General features: G+C 54.1%; 15 protein-coding genes. 4 read left to right on the forward strand and 11 right to left on the reverse strand.

Annotated features, from left to right (window positions below; all coding sequences use genetic code 11):
* Positions 1-2 precede the first annotated feature (2 nt).
* The 7 genes from ACQG03_RS13030 to zwf all read right to left on the reverse strand — a co-directional run bounded on the left by ACQG03_RS13030 (position 3) and on the right by zwf (position 10,593).
* Positions 3-710, reverse strand: a complete 708-nt coding sequence (locus ACQG03_RS13030; RefSeq protein WP_063162941.1) for a T6SS immunity protein Tli3 family protein — start codon at positions 708-710, stop codon at positions 3-5.
* Positions 711-713: 3 nt separating this feature from the next.
* The gene (locus tag ACQG03_RS13035) at positions 714-1,421 is read right to left on the reverse strand and encodes a T6SS immunity protein Tli3 family protein (protein ID WP_063162940.1); all 708 of its coding nucleotides are present in this window, start codon (positions 1,419-1,421) and stop codon (positions 714-716) included.
* 9 nt (positions 1,422-1,430) lie between these two features.
* A complete protein-coding gene (locus ACQG03_RS13040; RefSeq protein WP_063162939.1) occupies positions 1,431-3,545 on the reverse strand; it encodes a T6SS effector phospholipase Tle3 domain-containing protein in 2,115 nt (704 codons plus the stop codon).
* A complete protein-coding gene (locus tag ACQG03_RS13045) occupies positions 3,542-6,055 on the reverse strand; it encodes a DUF2345 domain-containing protein (RefSeq protein ID WP_063162938.1) in 2,514 nt (837 codons plus the stop codon). The genes ACQG03_RS13040 and ACQG03_RS13045 overlap by 4 nt, the downstream gene beginning before the upstream one ends.
* A 335-nt stretch (positions 6,056-6,390) precedes the next feature.
* Positions 6,391-7,032 (reverse strand): bifunctional 4-hydroxy-2-oxoglutarate aldolase/2-dehydro-3-deoxy-phosphogluconate aldolase, encoded by a 642-nt coding sequence (gene kdgA, locus ACQG03_RS13050; RefSeq protein WP_003859774.1) that lies wholly within the window; start codon positions 7,030-7,032, stop codon positions 6,391-6,393.
* 39 nt (positions 7,033-7,071) lie between these two features.
* Positions 7,072-8,883: a phosphogluconate dehydratase gene (edd, locus tag ACQG03_RS13055; RefSeq protein WP_023300442.1), complete on the reverse strand. Its 1,812-nt coding sequence runs from the start codon at positions 8,881-8,883 to the stop codon at positions 7,072-7,074.
* A 234-nt stretch (positions 8,884-9,117) separates the two neighbouring features.
* A complete protein-coding gene (gene zwf, locus ACQG03_RS13060; protein WP_022648481.1) occupies positions 9,118-10,593 on the reverse strand; it encodes a glucose-6-phosphate dehydrogenase in 1,476 nt (491 codons plus the stop codon).
* Between the two features lie 354 nt (positions 10,594-10,947).
* Between zwf and ACQG03_RS13065 the strand changes: the two genes are divergently transcribed.
* Together ACQG03_RS13065 and pyk are read left to right on the forward strand one after the other, a co-directional pair.
* The gene (locus tag ACQG03_RS13065) at positions 10,948-11,817 is read left to right on the forward strand and encodes a MurR/RpiR family transcriptional regulator (RefSeq protein WP_003859769.1); all 870 of its coding nucleotides are present in this window, start codon (positions 10,948-10,950) and stop codon (positions 11,815-11,817) included.
* A gap of 114 nt (positions 11,818-11,931) precedes the next feature.
* Entirely contained in the window at positions 11,932-13,374 is a 1,443-nt protein-coding gene (gene pyk, locus ACQG03_RS13070) for a pyruvate kinase (RefSeq protein WP_003859767.1), read from the forward strand.
* A 43-nt stretch (positions 13,375-13,417) separates the two neighbouring features.
* Here pyk and lpxM read toward each other — a convergent pair whose 3' ends face one another.
* From lpxM to znuA, 3 genes are all read right to left on the reverse strand, one after another.
* Complete coding sequence (gene lpxM, locus ACQG03_RS13075; protein WP_022648482.1) at positions 13,418-14,389, reverse strand: lauroyl-Kdo(2)-lipid IV(A) myristoyltransferase; 972 nt, start codon at positions 14,387-14,389, stop codon at positions 13,418-13,420.
* Positions 14,390-14,508: 119 nt separating this feature from the next.
* Positions 14,509-15,828 carry a murein DD-endopeptidase MepM gene (gene mepM / locus ACQG03_RS13080; RefSeq protein WP_022648483.1) on the reverse strand — a complete coding sequence of 440 codons (1,320 nt, stop codon included), beginning with the start codon at positions 15,826-15,828 and terminating at the stop codon, positions 14,509-14,511.
* A gap of 15 nt (positions 15,829-15,843) precedes the next feature.
* The gene (znuA, locus tag ACQG03_RS13085; RefSeq protein WP_032677373.1) at positions 15,844-16,788 is read right to left on the reverse strand and encodes a zinc ABC transporter substrate-binding protein ZnuA; all 945 of its coding nucleotides are present in this window, start codon (positions 16,786-16,788) and stop codon (positions 15,844-15,846) included.
* 77 nt (positions 16,789-16,865) lie between these two features.
* Between znuA and znuC the strand changes: the two genes are divergently transcribed.
* Both znuC and znuB read left to right on the forward strand, forming a co-directional pair.
* Positions 16,866-17,621: a zinc ABC transporter ATP-binding protein ZnuC gene (znuC, locus tag ACQG03_RS13090; RefSeq protein ID WP_003859757.1), complete on the forward strand. Its 756-nt coding sequence runs from the start codon at positions 16,866-16,868 to the stop codon at positions 17,619-17,621.
* Complete coding sequence (znuB, locus tag ACQG03_RS13095) at positions 17,618-18,403, forward strand: zinc ABC transporter permease subunit ZnuB (protein ID WP_022648485.1); 786 nt, start codon at positions 17,618-17,620, stop codon at positions 18,401-18,403. The genes znuC and znuB overlap by 4 nt, the downstream gene beginning before the upstream one ends.
* Positions 18,404-18,455: 52 nt before the next feature.
* Here the strand turns inward: znuB and ruvB are convergent, their stop codons facing one another.
* Positions 18,456-19,466 (reverse strand): Holliday junction branch migration DNA helicase RuvB, encoded by a 1,011-nt coding sequence (gene ruvB, locus ACQG03_RS13100; protein ID WP_006811035.1) that lies wholly within the window; start codon positions 19,464-19,466, stop codon positions 18,456-18,458.
* Positions 19,467-19,471: the final 5 nt, after the last annotated feature.

Genomic DNA, 19,471 nt, shown 5'->3' on the forward strand with positions numbered 1-19,471 from the left:
CCCTATTTTCCCGCATCCATGTTGCATTGCATATGATCCCAGCCGGTATAGCCCCTCACGTCGGGTACGCTGTCGGGTAAATCTTGCCAGTTAGCCTTAAGTTGCTGCGTGCTGCCCTCGAGCCCCTGCTTAGTCATGTAGACCATTCCCCACGCCCAGCCAGGGGAACGGGGGTCCAGCTTCCCGCTGACTTTATTTCCCATTCCGTCATCCACGGTATAGGCAATCCCCGGCCCGCCGGGCAGAATCCGCGGGTCTTCAAACGGTTTTGACGACATATACAGCCGGTGTTTGGTCTGTAAAAAACCCTGATCGTTGACGACGGTGAAAGAAATAATATCCTCATAGGATGGTTGGTTAGTACCATCGGGCTCATTAGGCCCTACCGAAAAAAACTGGGGAGACCATGTTTTACCATAATCTTTTGAAATCATTGTTCCTGGGTCATCCCAGGTGGGTATGGCAATATATCGTTCAGAAGGATGAACAAATTTTTTGGTGAAAATCCGATAAAATTGACTGACGGGCCTGGTATGAATACCCCGAAGAGTATCCGTATACCAGAGTTCACCTTCGCAGCCCCAGCCTTTTAACTCAAGGTAGCGATGATCATCAAACCGGTAAACTATCTGCGTCGGTGGCTCTTTCGCCTGGCATCCGGTTGCCAGCACAACGGACGTCGCTGCGAGAACGGTACATAATCCTTTCATCAGTTATCGCCCCGCATCCATATCACAGCGCATATGATCCCAGCCGGTATAGCCTTTCACGTCGGGTACGCTGTCGGGTAAATCTTGCCAGTTAGCCTTAAATTGCTGCGTGCTGTGCTTAAGCCCCTGCTTAGTCATATAGACCATTCCCCATGCCCAGCCAGGGAAACGGGGGTCCAGCGTATCGCTTACTTTATTTCCCATTCCGTCATCCACGGTATAGGCAATCCCCGGCCCGCCGGGCAGAATGCGCGGGTCTTCAAATGGCTTTGATGACATATACAGCCGGTGTTTGGTTAGTAAAAAGCCCTGATCGTTGACGACGGTGAAAGAAATAATATCCTCATACGGCGCGTAGTCATCACCATTGGGTTCATTATGATTTGGTGAAAACGCTACAGAGCGCCACGTTTTCCCATAATCCTTAGATACTATGAATCCACTCACCCCCCATCCCGTCAGTGCAATATATCGCTCTGATGGATGAATAAATTTACGGGTAAAGAGTCGATAAAACTGACTAACGGGTTCGGTGTGAATGCCTCGCTTAGTATCCGTGTACCAGAGTTCGCCTTCACAATCCCACCCTTTCAGTTCGAGATAACGATGATCATCGAATCGATAAACTACCTGCGTCGGCGGTTCTTTCGCCAGGCATCCGGTCACAAGCAAAATAGCAAAGGTCGTCAGGCCGATAAAAAATATTTTCATGCTCTATCCTTAAGCAAGTTGACTATCACTCATGGGCTTTGGCATATCCCATTGCAAATTTGCCACATCCTGATTTCTGATGGACAGTTCGCGTGACGGCATGGCTGGCGAGGCATTATTAAAGTGGTTTTCCACACCGTACTCCCCTTTTGGAAGCACCTCATCAGGCTTATTCATAAACCATTTCGTACGCTGTTCATCTAGCATTCCTGTACGGTAATATTCTTTAGCGGCAGGATAACCGTTCTGCGGATCGCGCCAGTCCGCACGATGTAACAACCCTTCCCAAAATTTCCCTGCCTGATAATCGAATGATTTGCACTGCCCAATAGCCAAATCAAACGCCATAGCGTGCGATGGCACAAATTCGCTCATCACAATAGAGGAGTGCTGGCTGTAGCCTACCGGGTCAATTTTCTGCCATTCCGCTTGCAGTTCTTCCGGTGTTTTCTTCCAGGTAAGGGTAACTAACTGAAAATCACGCGAACCTGACACCTCACCATAAATAACTTCATGCTTGCGTTCAAAACTCTCTTCTTTAAGCTCTGAAGCAGATAAAACGTGACCAGGCTGCCAGCCAATATTTTGATAGCGGTTCAAAGCAAAGGTTGTCGTTACTGTGCGCTTAATGGCGCTGGCTTTGGCGGAATAGGAAATGTAGGCGTCCGGGCTGTCCGGATCGACATAATAGGTATACGGTTTATCACTGGTTTTAGGATCGTTATCCGGGTGATTATCCTCCCCCTGGAGTTTGAAAATAAAAGGTTCCGGTAACTCCTCACCGTTTATCAACACATCGCGAGCGCTGTAACTGGCGTTCGTGAGAAAGGCATATTTTGCATCCCCCTCATTTCGCGATGGTAGCTCAAAGGGGTTAGCGTCAGGGATTTTTCCTACTTCACCATACTGGTAAAACACACGCTGAAACAGATTCGGTATACCACTGGCAATATTCTGAGGAATGCCCCGCCAGCCAAACCCCTGCACATTCTCCAGCGACACGACGCCATCATTCGGGCAAAAGTAGTTATACACTTTACCGTCGTTGCTTCGGCAATATCTGTCATCCGTTCGTAGCGGATTATCGGAAGGTTTACGCAGGGTACAGGAGGCCTCCAGAGCCAGTAATTCGCTCTCTGCCATTTTCCCGCCACCTTTCCATTGCGTATGCATCAGGCGACAGAAATTTTTAAATGTCTGCTGTCTGGCATCGTCGGTCTGTTGATAACCCGGCTGAATATTTTCAGCCACGCGCGACTTAAGAGAATACGGTGAGTGATTAAGAATCACACAGTTTACCGGAGCATACCCGGCCTGTTTCACCAGCATATTTGCCAGCATAGTAATAATCGTGCCCTGACTATGGGCCACAATGTTAATCACATCTTTCGCCGTAATCGGCTCACTTCGAACCTGAATAATCAAATCCGCCAGCCGTTGAGCGGCAAAAAACTGGTAAATGCGGTGCGGGTTTTCATAAATGGGATGGGTAAAATCGCCATCATTGAAGTGCAGCGAGGCAAATCCCGCAGCGGCAACGCCGAAGCCACCGGCGCCGGGTCCCAGCATATCCGGGATCGTCGTCGTTGCGTTGGCAAAGGTCCCGCCCCCCTTGGCAAAACTCGTATCAAGTGCATTTTTAAAGTTATCGTTCTGGTACTGAAACGGCCCTTTCCCGTCATTACCCAGCGACTTTTTATTCGTCTCGTTATCTTCCTGGTACGCATCATAGGGCAGATGCGCTTTGTCACTCAGCTTCCCGACTTCCTCCCGGTAGCGCTTCTGGTCCGCCCGGTAGTCAGCATGCGTAACCGGTTTATATCCCCAGTAAAACGGGATGATGGGGGAACGCCCGGGAGTGATAATTCTGTAGTCTTTCCATTCGTGGGCGTAAAAATCCTGCCGGTTGAGTCGCTTACCCAGCCCGACAAGTATTCCTTTCTCCTGATTCTGGTAAGCTTCACCCACGTCGTTCACGCCATGGACGAGGATCACAATGCCGGGCATCGGGCGCGGTATCCCGACGTTGCGCGTCTGGGCGACTTCGCCCAGGGTTTTGTGTACCGGAATATCGCCTTCTGATACCACCCGTGGAGCGTAGGGTTTTGTCTTCGCCTCCGTCATTCCATTATCTCCATTTTATAGCTGTCGAGGTCGTCAGCATCGAGCAGTGGTGAACGACCGGAGCTGTCCGTCACGCCTTCCACCACCTGACCGGATGCACTGGTCAGCCTGAATTTTTTGTTTGCCAGAATTTGCTCCGGATCATCGCAGGCGTGCAGTTTGTAGCGAAGTTTAAAGGCGCCTTTGTCAAAGGATGGCGTCGGTACCGACACACTTTCCGGACCGTCGTATTTCAGGCTCGGCGCTTTGAGCTCAATGCCCGTCGGCGAGAAAATCGTGACCAGCCCGGTCGGGCTGATCCGGATCCCGCCGCCCCCGCAGACAAACTGCATTCCCTTTCTGGCACTGCCGTTCATTTTCCCGGCGGTGCTCGTCAGCGTGAAATCCTGCTGCGACAGCATGTGCATTTCGCCCCGCTGCGCCTGCGTCGTAATATCCCCCGCACCGGCAATCATCTGGATGCCGAGTTTGCGGGTAAACAGCGACAGTTTTTCCCCTACGGCCAGCGAGAATTTTTTCACCACATTCACGCTGGCATTCCCGCCCGCTGTGGCAATCAGGTCTTTCCCGGCTGACAATTGCAGGCTGTCCGGCGTAACCTGCGCAATTCCACTTTTTCCATATGCCAAAATACCGGGCTCCGCGAGATGACTCAGCGTCTGGCTGAGCGCATTTTGCCGATCGGTTTCCACATTACTCGCACCTGCCGTAAGCGCACTTTGTTGTAGGGTCATCGCCAGCGATAACGCCTTTTCGAGTTGTGCAATAGCCGCTGTCATATCCAGTTGCTTACCCCCCGCGCGGGGCTGTGCTTCCGTGGTGATCATCACGCCTTTGGCAGCACGCAGCGCCATCCAGTCGTCGGTGCGAGCCTCCACACCTTCCCCGCGCTTTTTGCCCTCAGCATCAACCAGGTGGCCCACACTCACTTGCCCTTTGCCGTACTCGGTAGAGATTTTGATGTGTTCCTGCCCGCGACGATCTTCAAGACGGATCTTGTTCAACGCGGCCGTGCGGATCACGTTTCGGGTATCGTTACGGTTTGTGACTAAATCCGGGTGGCTGCCGTCGTGCATGACATGGGCGATAAAAGGTCTGTCCGGGTCGCCGCCTTCAAAACCTACGGCAACTTCAGTCCCCTCCAGCAACGGAAAGTGAATACCAAAAGTGTCACCGGCGTACGGCCTGCCGAGGCGTACCAGGGCGCTTTCAAATCCGACCCGTTTTTCATCAAGGTCAAAATCGAACTTAACCCGGTAGCGTCCAACCGCATCAAGTCCGGCATAGGTTTTATCTCCCCCGATAGCCTTCACTCTGGCGGGCACCGTTCCGGCTATCACTGGCCGGGATATGTATTCAGGACGGAAGCTATAGCCGTGGATATAGGGGATCCCAGAAAGTACGGCGCGATAGTGTTCAGCACGGCTGCCGCGGATAATCATCGCAGTTATCACAAACCCGGACTTAAACCCGTCAGGTAAAGGCCCTGCAGGATAAAACATAATGCCTGGCTGAAGCTCGGGATCGCTGGTTGTCGCCCCCAGAACACTCTGTCCGTTCAACAGGCGTTCATAACGCAGACGAGCGTAAAATGCGGCGGTTTCCGCCTCTTCACCGTGAAAATCCCCCGCAGCAAGATAGTGATCGGCATAGTGATAGTGTTGGCCTGTCGTTACACCTTCGGGAATATCGCTCGTTTTAATGGTCTTATCCGTCTGCGGCGATTGCGGGTCACGGTAGTTATAGGTGCGAACCAACACATTTTTTGGGATCAGGCCGTGCTGCTCCTCCAGATCGGTGATGTATTCGTTATAACTGGTCATGCCTGAATGTCGGACATAAGGCATCTGTTTGTCGCTGAAGTTGTAACGACGCGCAGAATCCCCAAATATAACGACGGTTTCCGTTTTCACTTTGTTGTGATTCTCAAAACGGAACCAGATCCCTATCTCTGCCAGCAGCCGACGGATGAACCGCAAATCGGTTTCTTTCCACTGAATGATCATTTCCCGTCGTGGATAGCTGTGGCTCAGTTGCTCAAAATCAATGTTGTAGCCGTCAAAGTGACCACTGTCCTTCATCAGCTTTGTAACGAGCTCCGGGACTGTCATGTTCATGTAAACCGCAGAACGGTAATTTTGATCCAGCAGCGCCAGCTCATGCTCCAGCACGCATTCATACAGTGCTTCGTCACCTGAAGACATCAGCCGGGAAAATTGGGTGATCGTGCCATTAATCTGGCGAACCGGCAGCCAGGAGGTTTGCCCATGCCATGAGGCTTCCAGATTGGGTGCACGCAGAATAAACTCAGCCCTTTGATTAAGAACAGCATTAATGGCAATGTTTTGATCCGGACTGGTAAAGCGGATGGTATAGCGATAAGGCTCGCTTAATATCTCTTTTCCTGTAAAAGAATGAACATCAGAAATAACATTTTTGCTACGCGGGAAATACAATAAATATCTGTATAACGTGTCCCACCGTTGAGCCACCTCAGATTCCCCTGACATTATTATTTATCCTTTTAACAAACATTCCGTTTATTAAAAACAATACACCTATCGTTCTCCTATTAAAATACCCAACCTCAAGTTGAATTGACTCAAAGGAAGTAATATTATTCACAGAATAAATAAAAAGAGCCCAGGCAATTTCATCACAGATAAATTAAGAATGAATTATTCATCAAATATATAAGTGAGGGATTATTTAATAATGAAGAATGATACGCCTAGGGGTTAGGGATATTAAAAATGTTTGTGGGAAGAAGAAGAACTTATACATGCTGGTCACATAAAGTGACCAGCATCAGGCCAGAGGGCCTGCTTTATGCATTGAGCATTTGTTACTGTTTCGCGCCTTCTACCGCTTCGCGAGCCAGTTTAGTAATGCGATCCCAGTCGCCTGCTTCCAGCGCATCCGCCGGAACCAGCCAGGAGCCACCGATGCAAAGCACGCTTTTCAGCGCCAGGTAGTCGCGGTAGTTGGCCGGAGAGATGCCGCCCGTTGGGCAGAAACGCACCTGGGAGAATGGGCCTGCAATCGCCTGCAACGCTTTGGTGCCGCCGTTCGCTTCAGCTGGGAAGAATTTAAACTCTTTCAGGCCGTAGTCCATACCCAGCATCAGTTCAGAAACGGTGCTGATACCCGGGATCAGCGGAATAGAACCTTCGGTTGCGGCTTTCAGCAGCGGCTCGGTCAGGCCCGGGCTGATGGCAAACTGTGCGCCCGCTTCGGTCACTTCCGCCAGCTGCTGCGCATTCAGAACCGTACCAGCACCGATGATCGCTTCCGGCACTTCTTTGGCGATAGCGCGAATCGCATCCATCGCACAGGCAGTACGCAGGGTCACTTCCAGAACACGAACGCCACCCGCAACCAGCGCCTTCGCCATTGGGACAGCGTGCTCCAGTTTGTTTACCACAATAACCGGCACGACAGGGCCAGTAGTCAGGATTGCTTCTGCACTTGTTTTCCAGTTTTTCATCAGAGTTTTCTCTCGCCAGATCGTTAAAATCAAGTCGTCTTAAAACGTAATACAGGTTGCGCCCTGCTCCGCACCGGAGAGTTTCTCACGCAACGCACCAAACATCTCGCGTCCGGTACCCACGCGGGATGCGCTCAGGTCAGGAATATGTGGCTGACGCGCCGCCAGCTCTGCTTCGTCCACCAGCAGGGTTAACTCGCCTGTCTGACCGTTAACGCGGATCATGTCTCCATCATGGACTTTCGCCAGCAGGCCGCCGTCGTAGGCTTCCGGGGTGACATGAATCGCTGAAGGCACTTTACCGGATGCCCCCGAGAGGCGTCCATCGGTCACCAGCGCAATTTTGAAACGGCGGTCCAATAATACACCAAGCGGCGGCATAAGTTTATGTAATTCTGGCATCCCGTTCGCTTTTGGTCCCTGATGACGCACCACGACTACGCAGTCTTTATCAAGCAGACCCGCGTCGAAGGCAGGTAAAACGTCGTGCTGGCTTTCAAACACCACCGCCGGGGCTTCGATAACCTGATTCTCTTCCGGCACGGCAGAAGTTTTCATTACGGCACGCCCAAGGTTACCGCTCAGCACTTTGGTGCCGCCGTGAGGAGAGAACGGCTGTTCGAAGGTCGCGATAACCTGAGGATCGAGCGAGTTGCTCGCCCCCTCGCGCCAGTCCAGCTCACCGTTGTTCAGCCACGGCTCAAGGGTATAGCGATGCAGGCCAAAGCCCGCCACCGTGTTGACATCCTCATGCAGCAGGCCGCCTTTCAGCAGCTCGCGCATCAGCACCGGCACGCCGCCCGCGGCCTGGAAGTGGTTAATGTCCGCCGGACCGTTCGGGTACAGACGCGCCATCAGCGGTACCACGGAGGAGATCTCGGAGAAGTCATCCCAGTTGATCAGAATGCCCGCCGCGCGCGCCATCGCGACAAGGTGCATGGTATGGTTGGTTGAACCGCCGGTCGCCAGCAGGGCGACAATCCCGTTGACGATGACTTTTTCATCCACCATTTTGCCCATTGGCATCCACTCGTTGCCGTTACCGGTCAGGCGCGTCACCTGACGGGCTGCGGCTTCGGTCAGCGCTTTACGCAGTGGCGCATCCGGCTGGATGAACGACGAGCCCGGTAGCTGCATCCCCATAAACTCCACCACCATCTGGTTGGTGTTAGCCGTACCGTAGAACGTACAGGTGCCCGGCGCGTGATAGGACGCGGCTTCCGCTTCCAACAGCGCCTGACGGTCCGCTTTTCCTTCGGCATACAGCTGGCGGATACGGACTTTTTCCTTGTTTGGCAGACCGCTTGCCATCGGGCCTGACGGCACAAAAATCGCTGGCAGATGGCCAAACGACAGCGCGGCCATCACCAGCCCCGGGACGATTTTGTCGCATACGCCCAGGTAGAGCGCGCCATCAAACATATTGTGAGAGAGGCCTACTGCCGCCGACATGGCGATCACTTCGCGGCTCAACAGAGACAGCTCCATACCGTCCTGTCCCTGAGTCACGCCATCACACATGGCCGGCACGCCGCCTGCAACCTGGCCCACCGCGTTCACGCTGTGCAGCGCATTGCGGATGATAGACGGGTAAACCTCATACGGCTGGTGGGCTGAAAGCATGTCGTTATAGGAGGTAATGATGGCGATATTGTTACGCAGCATGCTTTTCAGCGCGTCTTTATCACCAGGCTGGCAGGCGGCAAAGCCGTGGGCCAGATTCCCGCAGGCCAGCTGTGAGCGATGGACCGTTTCACTCTTCGCCTGTTCGATGCGGGCAAGGTAGGCAGCACGGGTCTCTTTCGAGCGTTCAACGATGCGTTGTGTTACGCGTAACAATGTCGGATTCATAAAAGCTCCTCTAATTTATCTGTCCAGGCTCGGGAGTTTACACAGTTTCTGACGGTTGTTAACAACGCTGAAACGCCTGATATCCGGAGCACAGGGGCAAAATGTCTGAAGGGAGTGTAATAAAAAAAGCTCCGCGGGTGAATCCACGCGGAGCTTAAAAGATTAAAAATTATGCCACTTGCTGTGTTAGATCATGTTACCGGTAAAATAACACCTTTGGGCTAGAGATGGGGGTTATTCAAACTCGTTCCAGGAGCGGCCATCACGGGTGATCATCGCAACGGAGGCGACAGGTCCCCATGTTCCCGCCTGATACGGTTTTGGCGCGTCCTGGTCGGCTGCCCACGCTTCGGTGATTGAGTCCACCCACTTCCACGCCTCTTCCACTTCATCGCGGCGGACGAACAGCGCCTGGATACCACGCATGGTTTCCAGCAGCAGACGCTCGTAAGCATCGGCCAGATGCGTCTGGTTGAAAGTTTCAGAGTAACTCAGGTCGAGCTTGGTGGTTTGCAGGTTGTGTTTGTGATCAAGACCCGGCACTTTGTTCAGGATCTGAATATCCACACCCTCATCCGGTTGCAGACGAATAGTCAGTTTGTTCTGCGGCAGTTCCTGCCAGGATTCTTTGAACAGGTTCAGTTCCGGATTTTTGAAGTAGACCACCACTTCGGAGCATTTTGCCGGCAGACGTTTCCCGGTACGCAGGTAGAACGGCACGCCGGCCCAGCGCCAGTCGTCGATATCCACGCGGATCGCCACAAACGTCTCGGTGTTGCTGGACTTGTTCGCGCCCTCTTCTTCCAGATAGCCAGGGACTTTTTTCCCCTGGGCAAAACCTGCGGTGTACTGGCCGCGCACGGTTTTCTCACGCACGTTGGAGCGGTCAATACGGCGCAGTGATTTCAGCACTTTCACTTTGGCGTCACGAATGCTGTCGGCCGTCAGATCTGACGGTGGAGACATGGCAATCATGCACAGAATTTGCAGCAGGTGGTTCTGGATCATGTCACGCATCTGGCCGGCCTGGTCGAAGTAGCCCCAGCGGCCTTCGATGCCCACCTCTTCCGCCACGGTAATTTCCACGTGGTCGATAGTGCGGTTGTCCCAGTTGTTCACAAACAGGGAGTTGGCAAAACGCAGCGCCAGCAGGTTCAGAACCGTCTCTTTACCCAGATAGTGGTCAATACGGTAAACCTGACACTCCTCAAAGAACTCGCCCACCTGGTCGTTGATTTCACGCGAGGTTGCCAGCGACGTACCCAGCGGCTTCTCCATCACCACGCGCGCCGGTTTGGCGTTCAGCTTCGCTTCGCCCAGACCTTTGCAGATGGCGCCGAAGGTGCTTGGCGGCATGGCGAAATAGTTAATGGTGACGCGATTTTCCTGGTCCAGCATTTCACCCAGACGGGTAAAGGCGCTTACATCGTTGACGTCCAGATTGCAGAAATCGAGACGCCCGCTCAGCTTATCCCAAAGGCTTTCATCGATTTTCTCTTTCATGAAGGTTTCGAGCGCCTCGCGCACGACTTTGGTATAAGCCTCCTTATCCCAGTCGGCGCGCCCTACCCCAAGGATTCGGGTATCGGGATGGATCTGGCCCGCTTTTTCGAGCTGATACAGGGAAGGCAGCAATTTTCGGCGTGCAAGATCGCCTTTCGCGCCGAAAATGACCAGGTCACATGCCTGGGCTGTTTGCGTTACCGCCATGTCATTCTCCTCAGTTAGATCTCCTGGTACTCTGCCAGGTATCGTTGTAATTTTATTACAATGCACTGTACTGCTTTTACGCGTTTCCTGAAACCATTAGCGCTTAACGTCACGTGCGATACGGTGATTTTTCGTCGCCGGTGCCATAATGCCCGTCTGGTGACGCAACTAATGTCGATTCTTTGCGCAACAGGGTCAGAGCAAAACCCGACGTCGATCAAGTAATGAAAAAAAACAACAACATTTCTTGTCGACGATTACCCTTTCGGGTGTCCCGGGGGTAATATCGGCTAAATCGAATCAAGGTTTCATCTCTATGAAATCGTTTATGCCCTCACGAGCGTCTTGTTAACAATGAACATGCTGGAAAAAATCCAGTTTCAACTGGAACACCTTAGCAAATCCGAGCGCAAAGTGGCTGAAGTTATTCTCGCCGCGCCCGCTCAGGCGATTCATTCAAGCATCGCCGCTCTGGCACAGGAATCGGGCGTCAGCGAACCGACGGTCAATCGATTCTGTCGTAGTCTGGACACCCGCGGCTTTCCTGATTTTAAACTGCATCTGGCACAAAGTCTGGCAAACGGTACCCCGTATGTTAATCGCAATGTAGATGAAGACGACAGCGTTGATGCTTACACCGCAAAAATATTTGAATCGGCAATGGCCACGCTCGACCATGTTCGCCAGTCTCTGGACATGAGTTCAGTGAATCGCGCGGTCGATCTTCTCACGCAGGCCAAACGGATCGCCTTCTTTGGCCTTGGCTCGTCCGCCGCCGTGGCGCATGACGCCATGAATAAGTTCTTTCGCTTTAACGTGCCGGTGATTTACTCCGATGACATTGTGCTGCAACGCATGAGCTGTATGAATTGTAGCGAAGATGATGTCGTGGTACTCATCTCCCATACGGGCCGCACCAAGAGCCAGGTGGAGCTGGCGCAACTCGCGCGTGACAACGATGCGATGGTCATCGCCCTGACGACGGCAGGTACGCCGCTGGCCCGGGAAGCAACGCTCGCCATCACCCTGGACGTACCGGAAGACACCGACATGTACATGCCGATGGTCTCCCGCCTGGCGCAGCTGACGGTCATCGACGTGCTGGCGACCGGTTTTACTTTACGCCGGGGCGCAAAATTCCGGGATAACTTGAAGCGGGTCAAGGAAGCCCTGAAAGAATCGCGTTTTGATAAAGAATTGCTTATAAAGAGCGATGTTCCCTAATAACGACGATGTACGATTTACGGCATTCGGTCCCCTCGCTACTGCCTTGCGATAGATGAAGGCCGATTCTATGTTCACGCAACACCAAAGTTGTTTCAGTTAACGGAGTATTACATGTCCAGAAGGCTTCGCAGAACCAAGATCGTCACCACCCTAGGCCCGGCCACCGACCGCGATAATAACCTCGAGAAGATTATCGCCGCGGGTGCCAACGTGGTGCGCATGAACTTCTCTCACGGAACGCCAGAAGACCATAAATTACGTGCCGACAAAGTGCGTGAAATCGCAGCTAAACTGGGCCGCCATGTTGCTATCCTCGGTGACCTGCAAGGTCCAAAAATCCGCGTATCGACCTTTAAAGAAGGCAAAGTCTTCCTCAACATCGGCGATAAATTCCTGCTGGATGCCAACCTGAGCAAAGGCGAAGGCGATAAGGAAAAAGTGGGTATCGACTACAAAGGTCTGCCTGCTGACGTTGTGCCTGGCGACATCCTGCTGCTGGACGACGGACGCGTACAGCTGAAAGTGCTGGAAGTTCAGGGTATGAAGGTGTTCACCGAAGTGACCGTCGGCGGCCCGCTCTCCAACAACAAAGGCATCAACAAACTCGGCGGTGGCCTGTCTGCCGAAGCGCTGACCGATAAAGACAAAGCGGATATCGTGACCGCAGCGCAGATCGGCGTGGATTATCTGGCCGTCTCCTTCCCCCGCTGCGGCGAAGATCTGAACTATGCTCGCCGCCTGGCGCGTGATGCAGGCTGCGATGCGAAAATTGTTGCGAAAGTGGAACGCGCTGAAGCGGTCTGCGATCAGGACGCGATGGACGACGTGATCCTGGCGTCTGACGTGGTGATGGTTGCCCGTGGTGATCTGGGCGTGGAAATTGGCGACCCTGAACTGGTCGGTATCCAGAAAGCGCTGATCCGTCGCGCGCGTCAGCTGAACCGCGCGGTGATCACCGCCACCCAGATGATGGAATCCATGATCACCAACCCAATGCCAACCCGTGCGGAAGTCATGGACGTGGCGAACGCCGTGCTGGATGGTACTGACGCGGTGATGCTGTCAGCAGAAACCGCTGCGGGTCAGTATCCGGCGGAAACCGTGGCCGCCATGGCGCGCGTCTGCCTGGGTGCGGAGAAGATCCCAAGCATTAACGTCTCCAAGCACCGCCTGGATATCCAGTTCGACAATGTGGAAGAAGCGATTGCGATGTCCGCGATGTACGCAGCCAACCACCTGAAAGGGGTCACGGCGATCATCACCATGACCGAATCTGGCCGTACCGCGCTAATGACGTCTCGCATCAGCTCCGGTCTGCCGATCTTCGCCATGTCCCGTCACGAGCGTACGCTGAACCTGACGGCGCTGTATCGCGGCGTGACGCCAGTCTACTTCGACAGCACCAACGATGGCGTGGCCGCCGCGCACGATGCCGTGAACCTGCTGCGCGACAAAGGTTATTTGGTATCCGGTGATATCGTTATCGTGACGCAGGGTGACGTGATGAGCACCATCGGCTCAACCAATACCACCCGCGTACTGACCGTAGAGTAAGCTCCGATCCCCTCTCCCCTAAGGGGAGAGGGGTGAAGGTTTCCTATTTCTTCGGGAAAAGCTCTTTACGCTTGTACGGCTCTGTTTCGCCAGGTTTACGCGTTTTGAGCAACTTCAGGATCCACGTATATTGCTCCTTATGTGGTCCCACCAGCACTTCCACCTCTTCATTCATGCGGCGTGCAATGGTGCGATCGTCCGCGGTCAGCAGATCGTCCATCGGCGGACGTACCTCAATGCTCAGGCGATGCGTTTTACCGTCATAAACCGGGAACAGCGGGATCACGCGGGCGCGGCAGACTTTCATCAGGCGACCAATCGCGGGTAGCGTAGCCTTATAGGTCGCGAAGAAATCGACAAACTCGCTGTGCTCAGGACCATGATCCTGATCGGGCAGATAGTAGCCCCAGTAACCCTGACGTACCGACTGAATGAAAGGCTTAATGCCATCGTTACGGGCGTGCAGGCGTCCGCCAAAGCGACGGCGCACGGTATTCCAGACGAAATCGTAGATTTTGTTTCCCTGATTATGGAACATCGCCGCCATTTTCTGGCCCTGCGATGCCATTAACATTGCCGGAATGTCGACCCCCCAACCGTGCGGCACCAGGAAAATCACTTTTTCATCATTGCGACGCATCTCGTCGATGATTTCCAGCCCTTTCCAGTCAACGCGGTCGACGATCTTTTCCGGCCCTTTCAGCGCCAGTTCCGCCATCATCGCCATGGCCTGTGGCGCGGTGGTATACATGTCATCAATGATTGCTTCGCGTTCGACGTCGGTTTTATCCGGGAAGCAGTACAGAAGGTTTATTTGCGCCCGGCGGCGTGCGCTTTTACCTAAGCGCCCTGCCAGGCACCCCACTTTTCCGAGAACCGGATCGCGGAGGGAAGCAGGTAGTAACGCCATGCCAGCAAACGCGTATACGCCAAGCCAGGCGCCCCAGTTACGCGGGTGGCGAAAGGATTTTTCAAACTCGGGAATGTACTCAATATTGTTTTTTTTGGTTTCCATGCGGGTTCCAGGGTCTGGTGACGCAAAAATATATTCAGATAGTGTAGCGAGGCAGCCGTCCGCGTACAAAAGAAAAAGCCGGCGCACACTGACGCCGGCTTATTTTTGAGGGTGTTAGCTTAGTCGAAGCGCAGCTGTGGCATCACCTCTTTCACCTGCGCCAGGTAATCTTTGCGATCTTTCCCGGTCAGCCCTTCGGTGCGCGGCAGTTTAGCCGTCAGCGGGTTAACCGCCTGCTGGTTGATCCACACTTCGTAGTGCAGGTGCGGGCCCGTCGACCGGCCTGTGTTACCGGACAGCGCGATGCGATCGCCACGTTTCACTTTCTGGCCCGGTTTGACCAGCAGTTTACGCAGGTGCATGTAGCGGGTGGTGTACGTGCGACCGTGACGAATAGCCACGTAGTAGCCAGCAGCACCACTGCGTTTCGCCATGACCACTTCACCATCACCTACCGCCAGCACTGGCGTGCCCTGCGGCATGGCGAAGTCAACGCCACGGTGCGGCGCTACGCGACCCGTTACCGGGTTCAGACGACGCGGGTTAAAGTTGGAGGAGACACGGAACTGTTTCGCCGTTGGGAAACGCAGGAAGCCTTTTGCCAGACCCGTACCGCTGCGGTCATAGAACTTACCGTCTTCCGCGCGAATGGCGTAGTAGTCTTTGCCGTCTGAACGCAAGCGAACACCCACCAGCTGGCTCTGCTCGCGCTTACCGTCCAGCATTTCGCGGGACATCAGGACAGAGAACTGATCGCCTTTTTTCAGTTTGCGGAAATCCATCTGCCACTGCATGGCTTTGATCACCGAGCTGATTTCAGCGCTGGTCAGGCCAGCATCGCGGGCACTGGAAACAAAGCTGCCGCCGACGGTCCCTTTCATCACGCTGTTAACCCAGTCGCCCTGCTGCATTTCACTGGTCATTTTGAAACCGTTTGCGGTGCGATCGTAGGTGCGGGTTTCGCGACGGGACATCTCCCAGGTCAGACGTTGCAGATCGCCGTCGGGCGTTAAGGTCCAGGAAAGCTGCTGACCAATTTTCAGGTTACGCAGCTCTTTATCGGATGCGGCAAGCTGGCTAATGTTGCCCATGTCGATACCGTACTGGTTCAGGACGCTGCTCAGCGTATCGCCAGTAGAAACAACATATTCATGAATGCCGGTTTCATTCTGGATCTTGTCATCCAGCTCATCCTGGGGAATAGCTTCATCTTCCTGTGCGGCCTGATCGATAGGCTCGCTGGCCTCAGGCAGCAGAGAGCGGATCTCGCTCTTCTCCAGTTCGATAGTTTTAATAATAGGGGCAGAACTCGGGTGGTAAACATAGGGCCGCCAGACGGCGACCGCTAACGTGAGAACTGTAAGCGACCCCAGCATAACGCGGTGGGGTCGAGGCAGATTGTTAAATGCCAGGGCGACAGAGCGGGCTATCTGTTGCACGTATTCACTTCCTCGTTAATCTCCTTTCAGGCAGCTCGCATACTGATTCGCCAGTTGGCTGAGGAACTGCGAATAGCTCGCTTTGCTCAACTGGATGTTCGTACCTAGCGGGTCAAGGGTTCCCATGCGCACGGATGTTCCCCTGGCCACGGCTTCTACGACCGCTGGCCTGAACTGTGGCTCAGCAAAAACGCATGTCGCTTTTTGCTCAACCAACTGTGTTCTGATTTCATGTAAACGCTGCGCACCAGGCTGAATTTCAGGGTTGACGGTAAAATGCCCCAATGGGGTCAGACCGTAATGTTTCTCGTAATACCCGTAGGCATCATGAAAAACGAAGTACCCTTTTCCTTTAAGCGGTGCGAGCTCGTTACCTACCTGTTTGTCGGTTGCGGCTAATTGAGCCTCAAAATCCTTCAGGTTGGCGTCGAGTTTGATTCGACTTTGCGGCATAAGTTCCACTAATTTGTCGTGGATTGCAACCGCTGTAAGCCGCGCTATCTCTGGGGAGAGCCAGAGATGCATGTTGTATTCACCGTGATGGTGATGGTCGTCACCTTTTTCGCCATGAGCATGGTCGTGGTCGTGTTCATCGCCCTCGTCCTCAGCCCCTTTCATCAGCAACGGTTTCACAGCGGACAGCTCACCAATCGTCACCTGTTTCTGCGCAGGGACCTGTTTAGCGGATTTCTGCATGAACGCTTCCATCTCAGGACCAATCCAGACGACTAAGTCCGCGTTCTGTAAGCGTTTTACATCAGACGGACGCAGAGAATAATCATGCTCGGAGGCCCCGTCAGGCAGAAGAACCTCTGTGTCCGTCACACCGTCGGCGATGGCAGCGGCGATAAAGCCAAGTGGTTTAAGCGAAGCGACAACGGCAGCGTTAACATCTTGTGCTGTTGTCCCCCAAAGAGCAGCGGATAAAGCTGCGAAAAGAAGCGTATTTTTCTGTAACATAATGCGACTAATCATCGTAATGAATGCGTGGAATGTGATATTATAACATTCGATGACTTCTGCAAGCTTAAATTGACATGACGACTTTAGTTTCTCTTGAAAATGTTTCGGTCTCATTCGGCCAGCGCCGCGTCCTTTCTGACGTGTCGCTGAATCTGAAGCCCGGCAAAATACTCACGCTGCTCGGCCCTAACGGTGCAGGCAAATCGACGCTGGTGCGCGTCGTATTAGGCCTGGTAGCCCCTGACGCAGGTGTTATCGTCCGCGAGGACAAATTGCGTATCGGCTATGTGCCGCAAAAATTACATCTTGATGCCACCCTGCCCCTGACGGTGAGCCGCTTCCTGCGTCTCCGTCCCGGTACGCGTAAAGCGGATATCCTACCGGCGCTAAAACGCGTTCAGGCGGGACATCTTGTTGAGGCGCCTTTGCAAAAGCTGTCGGGCGGTGAAACCCAGCGCGTATTGCTTGCCCGCGCCCTGCTCAGCAGCCCTCAGCTGCTGGTCCTGGACGAGCCGACGCAGGGTGTCGACGTCAACGGTCAGGTTGCGCTGTACGATCTTATCGACCAGCTCCGTCGGGAGCTTAACTGCGCGGTGCTGATGGTCTCCCACGATCTGCATCTGGTAATGGCCAAAACCGACGAAGTGCTGTGCCTGAATCATCACATCTGTTGTTCCGGCACGCCGGAAGTGGTGTCAATGCATCCCGAATTTATCTCCATGTTTGGCCATCGTGGCGCCGAACAGCTGGGCATCTATCGCCATAATCACAATCACCGCCATGATTTACAGGGACGAATTGTCCTGCGTCGGGGAAATGGACACTCATGATTGAACTGTTATTGCCCGGCTGGCTGGCCGGGATTATGCTTGCCTGCGCCGCGGGTCCACTCGGCTCGTTTGTCGTCTGGCGCAGAATGTCCTATTTCGGCGATACGCTGGCCCATGCGTCATTGCTGGGTGTCGCGTTTGGTTTGTTGCTGGACGTAAACCCGTTTTATGCGGTGATTGTCGTCACGCTGCTGCTGGCCGCCGGTCTGGTCTGGCTGGAAAAACGCCCTCACCTGGCCATTGATACCCTGCTCGGCATTATGGCGCACAGCGCCCTGTCGCTGGGCCTGGTGGTGGTGAGCCTGATGTCCAACATCCGCGTGGACCTGATGGCCTATCTGTTCGGCGATCTGCTGGCCGTCACGCCCGAAGATCTGATTTCCATTGCCATTGGCGTGGTGGTGGTGCTCGGGATCCTGCTGTGGCAGTGGCGGAATTTACTGGCAATGACCGTCAGCCCCGATCTGGCCTTTGTCGACGGCGTGAAGCTTCAGCGCGTGAAGCTGCTCTTGATGCTGGTGACGGCGTTAACCATCGGGGTAGCGATGAAATTTGTTGGCGCGCTGATCATCACGTCGCTGTTGATAATCCCTGCCGCCACGGCGCGTCGTTTTGCGCGTACGCCGGAGCAAATGGCCGGTATCGCGGTGATTATCGGAATGATCGCGGTGACGGGCGGCTTAACCTTCTCGGCGTTCTATGATACGCCAGCGGGGCCGTCGGTGGTATTGTGCGCGGCGGTGTTGTTTATTTTCAGTATGATGAAAAAAACCGCGCAGTAGTCAGCATGTCCCCGGTGGCGCTTCGCTTACCGGGGCTACCATTAATCGCTACTTACGGCATCGCGGGCGGCGTGATGCCGAAATGATTCCACGCCCGCACCGTCGCCATACGACCACGCGGGGTACGCTGTAAGAAGCCCTGCTGGATCAGATATGGCTCCAGCACATCTTCAATAGTCTCACGCTCTTCGCCAATTGCCGCCGCCAGGTTATCCAGCCCCACCGGCCCGCCAAAGAACTTATCCAGCACTGCCAGCAGCAGCTTACGGTCCATATAGTCAAAGCCTTCGGCATCAACGTTCAGCATATCCAGCGCCTGCGCAGCAATGTCAGCCGAAATGGTGCCATCGTGCTTCACCTCGGCAAAATCACGCACGCGACGCAGCAGGCGGTTGGCGATACGCGGCGTACCGCGGGAACGTTTCGCCACTTCAAACGCTCCCTCTTCGCTCATATCCAGCCCCATGTAGCGCGCGCTGCGACCCACAATATGCTGAAGATCGGGCACCTGATAAAACTCCAGACGCTGCACGATACCAAAACGGTCACGTAGCGGTGAGGTCAGCGAGCCGGCTCGCGTCGTGGCACCAATCAGAGTAAACGGTGGCAGATCGATTTTGATCGAGCGCGCGGCCGGGCCTTCGCCGATCATGATATCCAGCTGGTAATCCTCCATCGCCGGATAGAGCACTTCCTCCACCACCGGTGACAGGCGGTGGATTTCATCGATAAACAGCACGTCATGCGGTTCTAGGTTGGTCAGCATCGCCGCCAGGTCCCCTGCTTTCTCCAGCACCGGGCCGGAGGTGGTACGCAGGTTAACGCCCATTTCGTTGGCGACGATATTCGCCAGGGTGGTTTTACCTAACCCCGGCGGACCAAAAATCAGCAGGTGATCGAGCGCATCGCCGCGCAGCTTTGCCGCCTGGATGAAAATCTCCATCTGAGAACGAACCTGCGGCTGGCCAATGTACTCATCCAGCAGTTTTGGACGGATCGCGCGATCCACCACGTCATCTGGCTGAATGGTGCCTGCCGATACCAGGCGGTCTGCTTCAATCATCCTTT

This window comes from Enterobacter cloacae complex sp. 342H5 (assembly GCF_050030905.1).
Classification (GTDB): Bacteria; Pseudomonadota; Gammaproteobacteria; order Enterobacterales; family Enterobacteriaceae; genus Enterobacter; species Enterobacter intestinihominis.

Bases quoted from the DNA above. Each gene is read 5' to 3' on its own strand.
- kdgA (WP_003859774.1), bottom strand. From the start codon at position 7,032: ATGAAAAACTGGAAAACAAGTGCAGAAGCAATCCTGACTACTGGCCCT.
- ACQG03_RS13035 (WP_063162940.1), bottom strand. From the start codon at position 1,421: ATGAAAATATTTTTTATCGGCCTGACGACCTTTGCTATTTTGCTTGTG.
- ACQG03_RS13065 (WP_003859769.1), top strand. From the start codon at position 10,948: ATGAACATGCTGGAAAAAATCCAGTTTCAACTGGAACACCTTAGCAAA.
- ACQG03_RS13040 (WP_063162939.1), bottom strand. From the start codon at position 3,545: ATGACGGAGGCGAAGACAAAACCCTACGCTCCACGGGTGGTATCAGAA.
- pyk (WP_003859767.1), top strand. From the start codon at position 11,932: ATGTCCAGAAGGCTTCGCAGAACCAAGATCGTCACCACCCTAGGCCCG.
- znuA (WP_032677373.1), bottom strand. From the start codon at position 16,788: ATGTTACAGAAAAATACGCTTCTTTTCGCAGCTTTATCCGCTGCTCTT.
- zwf (WP_022648481.1), bottom strand. From the start codon at position 10,593: ATGGCGGTAACGCAAACAGCCCAGGCATGTGACCTGGTCATTTTCGGC.
- znuB (WP_022648485.1), top strand. From the start codon at position 17,618: ATGATTGAACTGTTATTGCCCGGCTGGCTGGCCGGGATTATGCTTGCC.
- znuC (WP_003859757.1), top strand. From the start codon at position 16,866: ATGACGACTTTAGTTTCTCTTGAAAATGTTTCGGTCTCATTCGGCCAG.
- ruvB (WP_006811035.1), bottom strand. From the start codon at position 19,466: ATGATTGAAGCAGACCGCCTGGTATCGGCAGGCACCATTCAGCCAGAT.
- ACQG03_RS13045 (WP_063162938.1), bottom strand. From the start codon at position 6,055: ATGTCAGGGGAATCTGAGGTGGCTCAACGGTGGGACACGTTATACAGA.
- lpxM (WP_022648482.1), bottom strand. From the start codon at position 14,389: ATGGAAACCAAAAAAAACAATATTGAGTACATTCCCGAGTTTGAAAAA.
- edd (WP_023300442.1), bottom strand. From the start codon at position 8,883: ATGAATCCGACATTGTTACGCGTAACACAACGCATCGTTGAACGCTCG.
- ACQG03_RS13030 (WP_063162941.1), bottom strand. From the start codon at position 710: ATGAAAGGATTATGTACCGTTCTCGCAGCGACGTCCGTTGTGCTGGCA.